Source organism: Nitrospira sp. Nam80, assembly GCF_965152575.1.
This window is the reverse complement of the sequence record NZ_OZ224216.1, coordinates 4377376-4392392: the sequence shown is the minus strand read 5'-3', so window position 1 is coordinate 4392392 and position 15017 is coordinate 4377376. Positions and strand designations below refer to the sequence as shown.

Sequence of the window (15017 nt, the reverse complement as noted above, 5' to 3'; positions counted from 1 at the left end):
CTATAATGCAGGAGTCCATCGGCAGGACAGGCAAGGACGGTCAGGACAGGCGCGGGTTGGTGATCGCGATCGACGGGCCGGCGGGCGCGGGGAAGAGTACGGTCGCCAAGTTGCTGGCCTCCCGTTTGGGATATTTATATCTGGATACCGGCGCCCTCTATCGTGCCGTGGCCTGGAAGGTCAAAGCCGCCGGCGTCCACCCTCATGACCATTTGGCCATGGCCGATCTGCTTCAGCATACCGAGATCCATATGGATTGTGCCCGAGAACGCATCGGGGTTTATGTCGATGGCCATGAGATTTCACAAGAACTCCGGATGCCGGCGGTCACCAGTTTGGCCTCGATCGTGTCGGCCGTTCCGGCGGTACGGGAATGGTTGCTTCCGGTCCAGCGAAAAATTGGGGCCTGCGGTGGTGTCGTCGCGGAAGGCCGAGACATCGGTACGGTGGTCTTTCCGACGGCGGACATCAAATTTTTTCTTGAGGCGGATGTGGAGGTGCGAGCCACGCGCCGGCATCACGAGTTGGTCGCCGCAGGACATGCGGTGCCGCTGGAGGAGACCAAACGAGATATCTCGGGCCGGGACACTCGTGATCGGACCAGGGACGTCGCGCCGTTGATGCCGGCGCCGGATGCCGAGCTGATCGATACATCGGCGATCCCGGCGGAGGAAGTGGTCCGGCACATGCTCGCCGTCATTGCGGCCAAGTTGTGACCGGGGTCGTCTATGGGTTGCTATGGATCTTGTCACGGGTCGTCGGTTGGATCTGTTTCCGATACAAGACAACCGGGAGCGTGCCTCGTGAAGGCGGGATTCTCGTGGCGGCGAATCATGCGAGTTATTTGGATATTCCGCTCCTGGGCTGCGGGATTTCCCGGCGTGTCTGGTTCCTCGGGCGACATGATCTGTTTCCGATCCCGCTGCTGAATCAGGTGTTGCAGGCGCTGGGATGGATTCCATTACGGGTGGGTCGATTGGATCGGATCGCATTTGCGAAAGCCGTGGAACATATCAAAGCAGGCAGAGCGGTCGTTATTTTCCCGGAAGGAACTCGTTCGGCAACGGGCAAATTGCGTCCGGGCAAGCCAGGGATCGGACTCATCGTGAGCCAGACCGGTTGTCCCGTCGTTCCGGCCTTTATCAAAGGCACGCATGAGGCGCTGCCCGTCGGAGCGTTCTGGCCGCGATTCCGCCGGGTGACGATCTCGTATGGAGAGCCGGTTAATTTTTCTGATGATCTGAAGCGTTTGGAAGGAAAAGCACTCTATCAACATGTGAGTCGAACAGTCATGGCTAAGATTGCGACGCTGGGACACGTGGCGCCTCCCAAGGACCACGGAGAACGATCCGGCGACCAGTCGCGCCTTGGCTCGACATTGGCTCCCGAGTCTTGCAACGCTGAGTAAGCCTCGTGTCATTTCACTTTCAGCACCCGGCATGAGCCGGAGGACTAGGAATTGCTCATGAGTACAGTGACGAGACAAATGGAACCTAAATTGAATCGCGACGCCCTTGCCGCCATGTACGAAGAAACCTTCCGGAACTTCGAGGAAGGCACCATCACGGAAGGCTCCGTGGTGGCGATCGGCAAGGATAAGGTGGTCGTCGATATCGGGTACAAATCGGAAGGCATGATCTCGGCCGATCAATTCTCATCCGAAGAATTGCAGCGCTTGAAGGTCGGCGACCGGTTACAAGTTTATTTGGAGGAGTGTGAAGACGCCGACGGCAATCTGGTTCTTTCCAAAGAAAAAGCCGACAAGATGAAGATTTGGGAAGAACTGGAAAAGCTCCACAAAGAGGAGAAGAGCATCGAAGGCAAAATCATTTCCCGCATCAAGGGCGGCATGATGGTCGATATCGGCGTCAAGGCCTTCCTGCCCGGTTCTCAGATCGACCTGCATCCTGTCCGCGATCTCGATGGATTGGTCGGCAAGACCTTCCCGCTGAAAATCATTAAGATTAATCATCGGCGCGGGAATGTGGTCGTGTCCCGCCGGGTGTTATTGGAGGAATCACGCGACAAGCGGCGCCAAACCACCTTGGCTTCGCTGAAAGAAGGCCAACTCATCCAAGGAATGGTCAAGAACATTACGGACTACGGGGCCTTTATCGATTTGGGAGGCATCGACGGACTCTTGCACATCACCGACATGTCCTGGGGGCGCGTCGGGCATCCCTCGGAACTGTTCCAGGTCGGTGATAAAGTTGAAGTCACCGTCCTGAAATATGATCGCGAGACCGGCCGCATTTCACTCGGCTTGAAGCAAAAGAGCGCCGATCCATGGACCGGCGTTGCCGGCAAATATCCCGTCGGGACCCGCGTGCGCGGGCGCGTCGTGAGCCTGACGGATTACGGGGCCTTCATCGAACTAGAACCGGGAGTCGAGGGATTGGTTCACGTGTCCGAAATGTCCTGGACCCATGAAGTGCGCCATCCTTCGCGTGTCGTGTCGGTGGGGGACCAGGTCGAAGCGGCCGTGTTGAACGTGGATCCGGCGAACCGGAAGATCTCCCTCGGTATGAAGCAAACAGCGCCCAATCCCTGGGACATGATCGAAGGTAAATATCCGCCCGGCACCCGTATCGAAGGCAAAGTGAAAAGCCTGACCGATTTCGGGGCGTTTGTCGGATTGGAAGAGGGCATCGACGGGCTGATTCACATTTCCGACATGTCCTGGACCAAGCACATCAAGCATCCGTCCGAATTGTTTAAGAAGGGACAGAAGGTCGATGCCGTCGTGATTCGCATCGACAAGGATAAAGAACGCCTGTCCCTGGGCTACAAGCAACTCAGCCGCGATCCTTGGGACGATCAAATCCCGGCGCGGTATCATGTCGGTGATACGGTCTCCGGTAAAGTCACGAAGATCGCGGATTTTGGCGTTTTTGTTGAGCTGGACGGGGATGTCGAAGGACTGATCCATGTCAGCGAAGTCGGGCTCGAACCCCAGGCCCGCATGGAGGACAAATTCAAAGCCCAAGACGAGGTGACTGCGAAGATCATTAAGGTCGACCGCGAGGAGCGAAAGATCGCTCTTAGCCTGCGGGACCATCAAATGGATGCTGAGCGCCGGCAAGTGGATGAGTTCCATGCGTCGCAGGGGGCCGTCGATCAATCGCTCGGCCGAGCGGCCAAGCAAAGCCGGAAGCGAGGCGAGGGGGATGCGCAATAGGGCGCTCCGCCTGGTGAGGCCGATTCGGACAGATTGCCTGCACAGGAGCCTATATGGATGAGGGAACTGACAAGCCGGCCGGCCGAAAACGCAGCCTGTTTCGGCGAATCGTCTGGATCGCGGTGATTGGCATTGGGGCGCTGATCGTCCTCAATATCTTGTTTCCCGATCTCGACTTGTCCGGGGAGAACCGCATTGCGCTGGTCCGGGTGGAAGGCGTTATTCTGGATGCTCAGACCACGGTCGGCGACTTGAAGCGATTCAGCGAAAACCCTCTCGTGAAGGCCATCGTACTGCGCATCGACAGCCCCGGAGGCGGGGTCGTGCCGTCGCAGGAGATCCATGATGCGGTGAAGCGCGTGAAAAATAGGAGCAACAAAGCGATTATCGCCTCGATGGGGACTGTTGCGGCGTCCGGCGGATATTATATCGCAGCAGCGACCGATCGCATTATCGCCAATCCCGGCACGCTCACCGGCAGTATCGGGGTCATCATGGAAATGGCCAATGTCGAAGGGTTGCTGAAGAAGATCGGCGTCGAAGGCGTCGTGATCAAAAGCGGCAGATATAAGGATGTGGGGTCACCGCTCCGCAAGATGAACGAGGAAGAACGTAAACTGATGCAATCGGTCATGGACGATGTTCACCAGCAATTCATTCAGGCTGTCGCCGAGGGCCGTTCGTTGGAACTATCGGAAGTACAACCATTGGCGGATGGGCGGATTTTTACGGGGCGCCAGGCCAAGGAGGCTCGGTTGGTGGATGAATTGGGTGATCTGGACGACGCCATTCGACTCGCCGCCGACATTGTAGGTATCGAAGGGGAGCCCAAGGTCCTGGAACCGCGGCGGCGCTTTTCAATTCGTGAGTTGCTGGAGTCGCGGCTGGCATCGTTGTTCCCCAAACTTGAGCTCCAAGCCGGCATGAGCTTGAAGTACTTGATGGCGTTCTAAGTCGTGTCCGGTACGCGTTTGAAAAGCAGGCGAACGTCCTCGTGGAGGTCTCTCAGCACTAAACCGCAAGAGAGGGAGCTATGACCAAGGCGCAAATCATCGAACGGGTTTCCGAGCAGGTGACGACTTTGACCAAGCGTCAAGCCGAGATCGTCGTGAACACCATCTTTGACTGTGTCCGCGACTCGTTGCGAAACGGGGACAAGACGGAGATTCGAGGATTCGGCAGTTTTCGCTTGAGAGCCCGCCGCATGAAGGAGGGACGGAATCCCAAGACCGGCGCGACCGTCGCCGTCCCCGCCAAACGGGTGCCGTTTTTCAAAGCCGGCAAGGAACTGAAGGAGCTCTTGAATCAATAACAGGAGATGCACGTGTCGCATTCGAATGACATATCAACATCCGAGGTTCGATGGAGTGAAGGCGCGCTCAAACGGATGGAACGCGCCCCCATTTTTCTGCGCGGGATGGTCCGCCGGCTCGCGGAAAAGAAAGCGCGGGAACTGGGCTATGAAGAAATTACCGAACCAATTCTCGACGAGTTCAAGAATCAAATGATGGGCCGCATGGGCGGCGAGTCCGGCATGAGCGACGCGGCCGAGCAAATGGCACAAGGGCACCTGCCGTGGACGGCTGCCGCCCGCGAACGGCTGGCGACGGTGCCGGAATTCATGCGCGGCATGATCAAGCAGATCGCGGAGGAAATGGCCCGCGAGCGGGGACACCTAGAGGTCAATGTCGATCTGTTTGAAAAAGTCGAGGCATTGGGCGATGTGCGGGAGACGCCGGCGGCACCGATGGCATGGACCGAGCAAGCTGCGGCGCTGTTGCAGGAAAAGATCAAAGATTCACCGCCCATTGCGATGGAATTCGTTCACGATATGTTGAAGCTGGACACGGAGGAACTGGCGCGAGAGCGGGGGCTCACCTCCATCGACGAGCAGACCCTGCGCCAACTCTGGGATGCTCCGCAGGAACGCGTGACGTGGACGGATGAGGCATGGAAGCGATTACAAACCTCGCCGGATTTTGTGCGCAGCGGGATTCGTAAAGCTGCGGAGCGGCGCGCACGGAAACTCGGTCTGAAGGAGATCGACTCGGACCATCTGACGACCTTCCGCAATCAGGCTATGATGAAAGCCGTGAAGCGGATTCGGTCGTTCGGGTACAACGATCTGACGTTTGATGCCTTTGAGACGGCGCTTCAGAAGACCAAACGGCTGCAGGGCAATGAGCAGGCGGAACTCCGACTGCAGGAAATCCGGGATCATTTCAAGGATCCCGAAACGAAAAAACCGGAGGGCGGCACGCTGGGTGCCGACCTCATGTCGCGATTCCGCAAATATCTCAAAGGGGAAGGGTCGCTGTAGCCCGTTCGTTAATGGGCCGATGTTCCCTGCGGCCAGAATTTGTGGCGGATTTGAGGCAGCGGAACGTTCTCGAAGTTTGGAATGTCGTAGAGGCACCGATCAATGGTCTCCACTTCTTCCGTCGTTAACTCAAGCGTCACCTGCTTCTTCCAGAAATTGTCGAGCGCCACATAGTCGTTGGACTGAGGCCTCTCAGCAAGAAGCGCCTGCATTTTTTTGAATCCCTGGGTATCCACGCCGGGAATACGTCCCTGATTTTTATCGATACACCATTTCAGTACTTCTGCGATGCCGTACATGGTGAGCGGGATGCGCACGATTTCACTCATTGTATCCTCCTGAAGAAAGAAGGGCATTCTAGCTCAGCTCTTTGTCTATTATCAAAGGGTCTGAAGACCTATGCGCAGGGTCCATCGATGTCCCGAGAATCTGTCGCACGGAAATCAAATTGACGCCCATCGATTGACGGAACCTGTCAATCCCTCTGACTCTGAGGCATACAGAGTTGGCTACGGCACCGGGACGATTCGTGCCGTTGCGAAGCGCAAATAGCCTCTGTATACTCCGCTGGACGAGGTCAATTCACCTATGAGCAGGACCGATGTTCCGTGGCGTAATGAAATGGATCACTCAGCCGGGTTTACACCGGACAACCGGCCCGAATGTGGGGCGACGGGCTTTCGCTCTCCTGGGAGTCGGTCTGGCGTGCTGCCTCCTAAGTGGACCGGCCTGCTCGAAATCCGACCCCTTTGATCCACCGGACCCGTTATATTATTTCGCCAGCTATCCCGTCGGAAAGAATCCCACCACCGTAACAACGGCTGACTTCAACTCCGACGGATTCACCGACATCATTACGACCAACATCTCCAGTAATACCCTGTCGCTCTTGATGGGAAACGGTGACGGTACATTTCAAGAGCAGGTCCAGTTGCGCGTGTGCCAGGAGCCGCGCGCATTGGCCACGAGCGATTTTAATCTGGATGGCCACCCTGATATCGCTTTGGCCTGTTCGGGCAGCGATCAGGTCTCCATCTTCCTCGGCAAGGGAAACTCGAAATTCGATGAGGGCGCACAATATCCGGTTCACCGGACCCCCGTTTCGATCGCTGTCGACGATGTCGACGGGGATCAGAAGCCGGACCTCGTTGTGGCTTTGCGAAACGATAAGATCAAAGTCTTTTTGGGCGACGGCAACGGAACATTTCGCTCCGGGGCCCAATATGAATATGGAGATACACCGACTTCGCTTGCGCTTCAGGATTTGAATAACGACGGCATTCCGGAAATGATCGTCACGAACGGCGGGCCCATGTTGGGGGCGGTGTCGGTCTGGATCGGGATTGGGGATGGCACGTTCCGCCAGCCGGCGGACTATAAGACCGGAAAGCGCCCGCTGGGAGTGAGCTTCGGTGATTTCAACAATGATCGATTCCTTGATCTGTTGGTTATTAACGGGGAGAAGGATTCGTTCACCACCTTCCTCGGCAACGGGAATGGCACATTCCAATCCGGCAAGGAGGCCGGAGCCGATGCCAGCCCGAATTTCGGCTTGATCAGGGACTTTAACGGTGATCGACTGCCGGACGTGGCCATTGTCAATTTACAGTCGAACGATCTTTCGATCCTGTTCGGGCGGGGTGACGGCACCTTTGAATATCCCCCGCGAAACTATCGGACGCCTTCGGGACCCTTCGCGCTCGCGAACTTCAAGGTGTTATCCCAGGAAGCGGAAGAACCGGGGCTCGCCATCGCCAATAATGGAGCCGGCAGTGTGTCGATTTTTCTTCATCGCGGGCATAAATCCGTGTCGTCAGCAAGGAGTTCGGGCTAACCTCGACTCACCGTCGCAGCCGTTATTCGCATAAAGGAAGCGCTTGCTTGACACCATGGGACCGGTCGGCTAGAGTTCAAAAAGATTTAACGGATCGTATTTGGTTATCACGTTCGGTGCATGCGCGAGAGGGGAAGTGCGGCCGTTCGTCTGGTGGTTCAGTATGGGATCGCTCATGACGCTTGCGGTGCTCATGGTTCAGGGAGGAGTCAGAGATTTGTTCTACGGAACACATTCGGCGGGCACCAGCGCCTATCTCTCGTTCGGTACCACCATTTTCGGCGGGGGACTCTTGGCCGGGTGTCTAGCGCTCATTTTGAACCGTCTCCGGTGAACGACACCGCCTGGAATGGCTTGCCGCGTCTTGCCTGAATACAACAAGATCCTCCACCGCCTGACGACCCGGATTGACGCACTATTCTATGCACTGCTTAAAATGCAAAGGTTTCATGATGGTCGAGCGCCATTACACGTTGATGAATCGGCGCCTGTACGCCCGGTGCTTGAATTGCGGGTTTTGGATCGATCTCGCCGACATGCTGCGATTCTTCCACAAGGTCATCGAGAGCGGCGTGCGCGGGGGCAAGATTAAGGAATCCTACACTCTTTGACGGAGGAGGCGTAGATGAACAAGCAAGATTTGGCGGGCGCATGACAATCCCATCGCCTCGTTGGTTGTTCCGTGCGCTCGAGTGTCTCACCGTCCTGTTCGCCATCGCATTTTTATCGCCCGATCTTCACGCTGAAATCGCTTCAATGTCTTTGTCCCGAGAAGGCCGGCCGCCTGTGGGCAAGACCGCCCAGGCTGCGTCTCGACCGCCTTGGCGGCGCGTGCCGGCCCACAGTATCCTCCTCAAGGAATTGAAAACCGGCGTGACCCTCTATCAATTCCAATCGGAAAGGAAATTGTCGCCGGCCAGTTTGACGAAAATCATGTCCGCGTTGGTCATTTTGGAGCACGGCCGTCTCAGTGATGAAGTAACGGTCAGTGCGAAGGCCGCGCGTGCACACAAGATTCGTTTGCGACTGCGGACCGGCCAAATTTTTCGTTTGGAAGACCTCTTGAAAGCCATGCTGATTGTGTCGGCCAATGATGCCTGCCTCGCCGCGATCGAGCATGTCGGGGGATCGGAAGATCAGTTCGTGATGATCATGAACGCGAAAGCGGCGGCTCTCGGACTGAAAAATACCCATTTCAGCAACGCCTGCGGGTTTGACGCGCCGGATCACTATTCCACGGCGGAGGATTTAGCCAAATTAAGTGAAATCGCCCTGCAAGATCCGATCTTCAAAGGCCTCGTCCGAGAGGAACGCGAAATGATCATGCCGCTCAATGAGCATCGTTCCTACCTGCTCCGCAATACCAACCGCCTCCTCGGTCGCGTCCCCGGTGTCGAGGGGGTCAAAACGGGGTTCACGTCCAAGGCCGGCCGGTGCCTGATTGCAAAGGTCTCTCAAGACGGCAGCGATTTATTGCTGGTAATCCTGAATTCGAAGCGTCGGTGGAACACAGCCACCAGTCTCATCACCTACGGCCTGAGGATGGCTCAAGGGCGGCCGGAGCTTGTGCAGTAGTCTCCATCGATACGCTTGACGCAGCACCGGCGGTCGGCCAGATTCTGCTACGAAGAGAGTTCAGTTGAGCAGAACGATACGCTATGAGGACGTGGAGGGCTTTGCTGTCAACCAGAGCATGCAGGAGACGGTCAGTGAGGCTGGGAAAATTCGACGTTCACATCCTTGCCGAGGTAGTTCACCATGAAACCCTGCTTGTCATAGGACAAGACTGCGCCCATAACGTTCTCGTCTCCATAATCTTCTTTGCCGAGCAGTTTCCGGACGTCATCAGGGCTTTCGCTGTTCAGCACATTACGGAAAATTCCTCGCGTCTTATACGCGAAACGATTATTGATAAAAATTAAATCCACTTTCCCGTCCTGCACGCGAACTCCCGCCATGGGACCGGTCGGCCTGCGCTGATCGAGCAGGAAAATAAAGGTCGCTTCCTGTTCGGTTTTGATGCCCGGAATCTTTTCGTTGACCAGAATATCGATGGCTTTGCTCTCCGAATCGCCCAGCTTGACGCCGAACAAGGACACGTCCGGACTGGTAATGGCCTTTGGGTCCATCAGGTCGTTCTTGCTCAATTCGTAGGGTTCAGCTCCAAGCAAGGCCTCGCCCCAGAACCCCGACAATACAATCAAAGCGGCCGCCGCCCATCTGCTGTTTATCATCGACTCCTCCTTCACTCGACCTATCGTGCTGAGAATCTCGAGAGTATGACAAGGAAGACTCAGACGATACCCGCATTCTAAACAACGACACGATCACTTTCAAGGCAACCCTTCGACGGATAGCGGGGATGCGGCCGAATGCCGATCGTGTGCGACTCGACGATAGGACGTCAGGTGGAGAAGCGAGTCCGATTGTTTGGCACGGTGGCCTTTTTGGACTCCGCGAGTAACTCTTTCACGGTGCTCTGGCAGAGATTGGCGAATTCCGTCGCGGCAAGATTCTGATGTCGACGTTTTAAAAACGCCAGACCGACAGGGTGCCGAGGAACAGGATCGTAAATGTCCACGATCTGAAGTTCGCTTCCCGGCACACGGAGCCGTACATAGAGTTCGGGTAGAATCGTCATCCCGGCTCCTTCCGAAACGGCTTGCAGGATCCCTTCGGGTGAACTCATTTCCAATGAGACTTGCGGGTGCACTCCCGCTCTAGCGCATTCCTGCTCCACCATCCTTCGTAAACAGTAATCGACCGGCATGAGAATCAACGGAAACGTGGCAAGCTCCTGCATCCTGACCCGCGTCTTGGGCACCTTGGCTGAGGCGGGCGCGGCGAGCACCAGTCGTTCCTCGAAGAGGGGAATGGTGGTCAATTGCGGATGAGCAACCGGAAGCAGGAAAATGCCGAGGTCCAATTGATTCGCTAGAAGCCCGCGGACAATGTCGGTGGAAGGTTGGGCGTGGATATGCAAATGAACCGCAGGGAACCGCTGTTTGAAGCGAGACACCAGGGGCGCGATCAAATAGCTGTTGACGGTTGAGAGCGTGCCCACGGTGAGGCGACCGCGTTTGGCTCCCCGCAACTCATGCACGATGTGCGCCGCCTCCTCCAGTTCCCCCAGCGCGCGCTCGGCGTGCCGGCGAAACAATTCACCCGCTTGAGTCAACACAACCTTTCGTCCCAATCGGTCGAGGAGGCGCGCCCCGAGTTCATTCTCCAGCGCGCTGATTTGGACGGAAAGAGAAGGCTGCGAAACGTGGACATGTTCGGCGGCACGGGTGAAACTTTCGTGTTTCGCTACCGCCAGGAAATAATGCAGTTGCCGTAGTTCCATTGAGATGCCTCGCCGTCGGGCGGGAAGTTCCTATAGACGCGGACTATAGAATCTATCATAAAGATATATTAGACAAATAGACAGTACGTGCCTTACCGTGCAGCCGTCAACGTAAAGATGCTGTCCGACTCCACTGCAATTAGTCCGATGGCCAACCCTTAATACCGAAAGAAAGGAAACGATGCGGTCATCACCCCGGGCGCTCTACCTGTTGTCGGGATTGCTCCTTGCCACCACCCTCGCCTGTGTCGAACAGTCCCAACCCGCGGCGCCGGTAAAAAACGCCGCTCCTGCGAGCGGCACGGCGTCCCTCTATGAGCGGCTGGGGGGGGAACCGGCCATCACGGCGGTGGTCGATCAGTTTGTGTCCAATGTTGCAGCCGACGGGCGTATCAACGGCCGATTTGCCACGACCGATATTCCCAGGCTCAAGGGGCACTTGGTCGATCAGGTATGCCAGGCGACCGGCGGACCTTGCACGTATCGCGGTCGTGATATGAAAACGACGCATGAAGGCATGAGAATCAGCACGAAGGACTTCCATGCATTGGTGGAAGACCTTGTGGCTGCTCTGGACAAATTCAAGGTGCCGTCTCAGGAAAAGAACGAACTTCTGGCTCTGCTGGGGCCGATGAAGATGGACATCGTCGAAGCACCGTAGGTGTAGGCGGGAGGGAGTCGGTCCTATGGGCGACTCCCTGCTTCACTCCTTCTGTTAAGGCAGCCGATCGCTTGCAATCAAAAGTTCCGCAAGAAGCCGGAGACGACGGAAGTAAGCGAGAGAATCATCTGTGAGATCGTCGAGAAGAGCATCGAGATCACTGATACAGTCTTTCAGAATTGAGACTCGTCCGGCATCCAATCCATCGGCGCTGTCCAAATAGTACACGGCGCAGCCTCCAATGACGGTATCGAGGGTCATCAATTGCCCTTCATTGGGATCCGACAATTGCGGCCAACTTGCTTGGCTGTGCGCATCCCAGACGGACGCAATTGATGATTGATCCATGTCGTCACCGCTACAGTTGTTCGTAGCACCGCCGATGTTGCCGCAGCCATTCATCTGAAAGCCAGCCGTAAGACTGACCAGGCAGTGTGCCGGATTCTGCGCCTACGACTCGAATGGAGCTTGAGCGAACCTGCCGCCGGGCCAAACGGTTCATCTGTAAACTGCACTCGGCCGTAAGTGCAAGGACGGCGTTCATCCTATTCGCTCCGCTACGGATACAGGCCTCGTTGCAGGTGGGCGTGCGCCACCTTGTCGATTCCCGAGATAAGCGCCGCCAACCTCATACTGGTGCGCCTTTCCGTCGCGAAATGGAGCGTTCGATGAAACGCGTCGGTAATAATATCCTGCAAGCGTTCACGAATGTCGGGTGCCTTCCAGAAGAAACGTTGAACATCCTGCACCCACTCGAAATAGGACACAATGACGCCGCCGGAATTGGCGAGAATATCCGGAATAATAAAGACCCCTTTGTCGGCCAGGATCCGATCCGCATCGAGAGTGGTCGGGCCGTTGGCGCCTTCGGCGAGGATGCGGCATCGCAACTGGCCGGCATTTTTCCCGGTAATCTGCTCGGAGAGCGCAGCCGGAACAAGCACCGTGCAGTCCAGTTCGAGCAATTCGGCATTTGTAAGACGATCACCCATACTGCCACCGGTCTCAAATCCACCCTTATCGCGATGCCGGCGGAGCACCTCCCGCACATCGAGTCCCTTTGGATTGTAAATCCCACCATTGACATCGCTGACGGCCACGACGCGCGCACCGGCCTCTTGCATGATGAGCGCGGTGTGGGACCCGACATTGCCGAATCCTTGGATGGCAACCGTCACCTGATCGATCGGGATATTGAGATGCTTCAGTGCTTCCAGGGTGACATAGACGACTCCCCGCCCGGTGGCATCTTCGCGGCCCAGGCTGCCCCCTATCGACAGCGGTTTTCCGGTAACCACTCCTCCCACGGAATAGCCGACCTGTTGGCTGTACGTATCCATAATCCACGCCATAACCTGCGCGTCCGTGCCGACATCCGGCGCGGGCACATCCTTGTCCGGTCCAATGAGCGGAAAGATCTCCGCCGCATACCTGCGAGTCAGACGCTGAAGCTCGGCTCGTGACAACATTCTCGGCGCCACCTGGACGCCGCCTTTGGCTCCGCCATACGGAAGGCCGGCGAGCGCGCACTTCCACGTCATCCACATCGCCAACGCCGCGATTTCGCCGAGATTCACATCGGGATGATATCTGATGCCGCCTTTGGAGGGGCCTCGCGCCGAATCATGCTGGACACGGTACCCTGTAAAAATCTCCACTCGTCCATCATCCATGCGGACCGGCACGCTGACGATCAGCGACCGTTGCGGTACCTTCAGGCGTTCACGCAGATTGGGATCGAGGTGCATGGCCTCGGCCGCTTCGTCGAATTGCGCAACCGCCAGGCGATAGGTCGGAGTATCTAATTCATGCATTAAGCCCTCCACATAATTCGAGTCATCAGCGATCAAGCGATGCTGCTGCAAATCCCAGGGCGCGTCGCCGACCCTCTGATTCCGGCGGGTCTCCGCCCGGCCGATTGGCCCAGGCCAACCGAAACACCTCGGAAAACGCGGCGGCCAGATCGTGCTTTACACTGGTCACATTGACAGGCCGTGCCAGATGCCGGGACATAGATGTCACGCGGCAGCCTGTGATACCGCAGGGCACGATGAGAGAGAAAGGAGTCAGATCCATGTCCACATTCAAGGCAAAACCATGGGTGGTAATTCCCTGGTAGATCCGCACGCCGATCGAGGCGATTTTCTCAGCCCTGTCCGTCCCGACCCATACGCCGGGCAAGCCGTCCAAATGACGGCCCGGCACATGCCACTCATGAAGGACCCGAATGAGGACCTCTTCCAGCATTGCGACGTAAGCCTTCGGACCGGCACAATATTGCTTCAAACGGAGGATAGGATAGCCGACCACCTGACCCGGACCATGGTATGTGACGGATCCCCCTCGGTCCGTACGAACGATCGGGATCCCCCCGATTCTGTCCTCGTCTTCATCGCTCGGCCATGCGGCGCGATTGGTGGTGCGGCCGGCGGTAAAAATCGGCTCATGTTCCAGCAACCATAACGCGTCCGTTCGCGCATTGTCCGCCCGCTCCCGGGCTATCCGGTTCTGCCGGCCCAACGCCGTTTCATACGGTATTCGGTCATCGATGATCAAATCGGCCGGCATGGTCATGGCTCGGTTCCTCCTGGAACTCGATCTTGCTGTTCCTGTATCAAACATCGGGCCTCTCCCATCCTAGACCGAGTCATTGCGATGATTTGGGGACGGAGGGCTTGGGTATCGTGACGGACGAGTTGCCGGCCTTATTCTGAATGGTCAACTGGGCGGTAGGTTGATCGGCGGAGCGAAGCAAGACGTGCCAGAAGTCACCCATATTAAACACCTGGCGCGAATCGATGGATGTAATCACATCTCCCGACTGCAGGCCCGCTTGTCCCGCCGGTTTCGACGGATCGACTTGGAGGGCCAGAATTCCCCGCTCCGCATCCAAATCAAAGCTCGCCCCGACGCTGGGAGTCACGGTGAGCGGGATGAATCCCAATTCAGGCCGAAGAACCGTGCCGCGCACGATCATGGATTGCATGTGTGGATAGATCGCGTCCATGGAAATGGCATAACTGATGGCTTGAGCCGAAGGGGCAATGGCGACATTGATACCCACGACACGGCCTGATAGATCCACAAGCGGGCCGCCGCTGTTGCCGGGATTGATGGCCGCGTCCGTCTGTATCAGATCATAGAGCGTCTCGCCTTCCGGCGTCAGAACCGAACGATCCAGCGCGCTGACCACTCCAACAGTTACCGTGGAGCCGCCCTTCAATGCTAATGGGTTGCCGATCGCGACTACTGTTTCCCCGATTTCCAAGGACACCGGTCGGCTCAACGCCGCCGCGACAAGCTCGGGGGCGGTGATCTTGATCAAGGCAAGGTCCAGGAGGAAATCATGGGCCACCACCCGCCCCGGGATGAGCCGGCCGCTGGAGAGGCCCACGACCACGCTCTTCACCCCCTGCACCAGGTGGTTGTTGGTCAACACATAGCCGTTCTCATCGATGATGATGCCGGACCCCGACCCAGATTGGGTGGAATGCTGACTGGAACTCGGAGGAACGCCGCGAGTGAGGATAGTGACCACCGACGGGCGAACCTTGTTCACCACGGCTGGAACGGACAGAGTTTTGGTTGGAGACTCTTCAGCCTGGGCAGAAGGGGTAACGGCCTGGAAGACGAGGCCGCCGCACAGCGCCATGAGAACACATAAAGACAGGATAGTCG

18 protein-coding genes are annotated in these 15017 nt (G+C 57.0%); 11 read left to right on the top strand and 7 right to left on the bottom strand.

Annotation, left to right across the window (positions count from 1 at the left end; translation table 11 throughout):
* Nucleotides 1-5 precede the first annotated feature (5 nt).
* From cmk to ACWGXE_RS20535, 6 genes are all read left to right on the top strand, one after another.
* Nucleotides 6-716, top strand: a complete 711-nt coding sequence (cmk, locus tag ACWGXE_RS20560) for a (d)CMP kinase (protein WP_447600005.1) — start codon at nt 6-8, stop codon at nt 714-716.
* Nucleotides 713-1408, top strand: a complete 696-nt coding sequence (locus ACWGXE_RS20555; RefSeq protein WP_447600004.1) for a lysophospholipid acyltransferase family protein — start codon at nt 713-715, stop codon at nt 1406-1408. Before cmk ends, ACWGXE_RS20555 begins: the two co-directional genes overlap by 4 nt.
* A 57-nt stretch (nt 1409-1465) precedes the next feature.
* Nucleotides 1466-3178, top strand: coding sequence for a 30S ribosomal protein S1 (locus ACWGXE_RS20550; protein WP_447600003.1), 1713 nt, complete (start codon nt 1466-1468; stop codon nt 3176-3178).
* 53 nt (nt 3179-3231) lie between these two features.
* Entirely contained in the window at nt 3232-4131 is a 900-nt protein-coding gene (sppA, locus tag ACWGXE_RS20545; protein ID WP_447600002.1) for a signal peptide peptidase SppA, read from the top strand.
* An 80-nt stretch (nt 4132-4211) separates the two neighbouring features.
* Nucleotides 4212-4490, top strand: coding sequence for an HU family DNA-binding protein (locus ACWGXE_RS20540; protein WP_447600001.1), 279 nt, complete (start codon nt 4212-4214; stop codon nt 4488-4490).
* A gap of 12 nt (nt 4491-4502) precedes the next feature.
* Nucleotides 4503-5498, top strand: a complete 996-nt coding sequence (locus ACWGXE_RS20535; RefSeq protein WP_447600000.1) for a PCP reductase family protein — start codon at nt 4503-4505, stop codon at nt 5496-5498.
* An 8-nt stretch (nt 5499-5506) separates the two neighbouring features.
* On the opposite strand, the gene ACWGXE_RS20530 is transcribed toward ACWGXE_RS20535, so the two are convergent.
* The gene (locus tag ACWGXE_RS20530) at nt 5507-5827 is read right to left on the bottom strand and encodes a hypothetical protein (protein ID WP_447599999.1); all 321 of its coding nucleotides are present in this window, start codon (nt 5825-5827) and stop codon (nt 5507-5509) included.
* A 272-nt stretch (nt 5828-6099) separates the two neighbouring features.
* On the opposite strand from ACWGXE_RS20530, the gene ACWGXE_RS20525 reads away from it, so the two are divergent.
* From ACWGXE_RS20525 to ACWGXE_RS20510, 4 genes are all read left to right on the top strand, one after another.
* The gene (locus ACWGXE_RS20525) at nt 6100-7332 is read left to right on the top strand and encodes an FG-GAP repeat domain-containing protein (RefSeq protein ID WP_447599998.1); all 1233 of its coding nucleotides are present in this window, start codon (nt 6100-6102) and stop codon (nt 7330-7332) included.
* A gap of 163 nt (nt 7333-7495) precedes the next feature.
* Complete coding sequence (locus tag ACWGXE_RS20520) at nt 7496-7666, top strand: hypothetical protein (RefSeq protein ID WP_447599997.1); 171 nt, start codon at nt 7496-7498, stop codon at nt 7664-7666.
* Nucleotides 7667-7781: 115 nt separating this feature from the next.
* On the top strand, nt 7782-7943 hold the full coding sequence (locus tag ACWGXE_RS20515) for a hypothetical protein (RefSeq protein WP_447599996.1): 162 nt from the start codon (nt 7782-7784) through the stop codon (nt 7941-7943).
* 40 nt (nt 7944-7983) lie between these two features.
* Nucleotides 7984-8907: a D-alanyl-D-alanine carboxypeptidase family protein gene (locus ACWGXE_RS20510; RefSeq protein ID WP_447599995.1), complete on the top strand. Its 924-nt coding sequence runs from the start codon at nt 7984-7986 to the stop codon at nt 8905-8907.
* Between the two features lie 131 nt (nt 8908-9038).
* Here ACWGXE_RS20510 and ACWGXE_RS20505 read toward each other — a convergent pair whose 3' ends face one another.
* Together ACWGXE_RS20505 and ACWGXE_RS20500 are read right to left on the bottom strand one after the other, a co-directional pair.
* On the bottom strand, nt 9039-9566 hold the full coding sequence (locus ACWGXE_RS20505) for a hypothetical protein (RefSeq protein WP_447599994.1): 528 nt from the start codon (nt 9564-9566) through the stop codon (nt 9039-9041).
* 170 nt (nt 9567-9736) lie between these two features.
* Entirely contained in the window at nt 9737-10678 is a 942-nt protein-coding gene (locus tag ACWGXE_RS20500; RefSeq protein WP_447599993.1) for a LysR family transcriptional regulator, read from the bottom strand.
* Nucleotides 10679-10859: 181 nt separating this feature from the next.
* Here ACWGXE_RS20500 and ACWGXE_RS20495 point away from each other — a divergent pair, with 181 nt between their 5' ends.
* The gene (locus ACWGXE_RS20495; protein WP_447599992.1) at nt 10860-11339 is read left to right on the top strand and encodes a group I truncated hemoglobin; all 480 of its coding nucleotides are present in this window, start codon (nt 10860-10862) and stop codon (nt 11337-11339) included.
* A 54-nt stretch (nt 11340-11393) separates the two neighbouring features.
* On the opposite strand, the gene ACWGXE_RS20490 is transcribed toward ACWGXE_RS20495, so the two are convergent.
* The 4 genes from ACWGXE_RS20490 to ACWGXE_RS20475 all read right to left on the bottom strand — a co-directional run bounded on the left by ACWGXE_RS20490 (nt 11394) and on the right by ACWGXE_RS20475 (nt 14991).
* A complete protein-coding gene (locus ACWGXE_RS20490) occupies nt 11394-11687 on the bottom strand; it encodes a hypothetical protein (RefSeq protein ID WP_447599991.1) in 294 nt (97 codons plus the stop codon).
* Nucleotides 11688-11896: 209 nt separating this feature from the next.
* Nucleotides 11897-13153 carry a Glu/Leu/Phe/Val family dehydrogenase gene (locus ACWGXE_RS20485; protein ID WP_447599990.1) on the bottom strand — a complete coding sequence of 419 codons (1257 nt, stop codon included), beginning with the start codon at nt 13151-13153 and terminating at the stop codon, nt 11897-11899.
* Between the two features lie 25 nt (nt 13154-13178).
* Nucleotides 13179-13913, bottom strand: a complete 735-nt coding sequence (lipB, locus tag ACWGXE_RS20480; RefSeq protein WP_447599989.1) for a lipoyl(octanoyl) transferase LipB — start codon at nt 13911-13913, stop codon at nt 13179-13181.
* Between the two features lie 73 nt (nt 13914-13986).
* On the bottom strand, nt 13987-14991 hold the full coding sequence (locus tag ACWGXE_RS20475) for a S1C family serine protease (protein ID WP_447599988.1): 1005 nt from the start codon (nt 14989-14991) through the stop codon (nt 13987-13989).
* Nucleotides 14992-15017 lie beyond the last annotated feature (26 nt).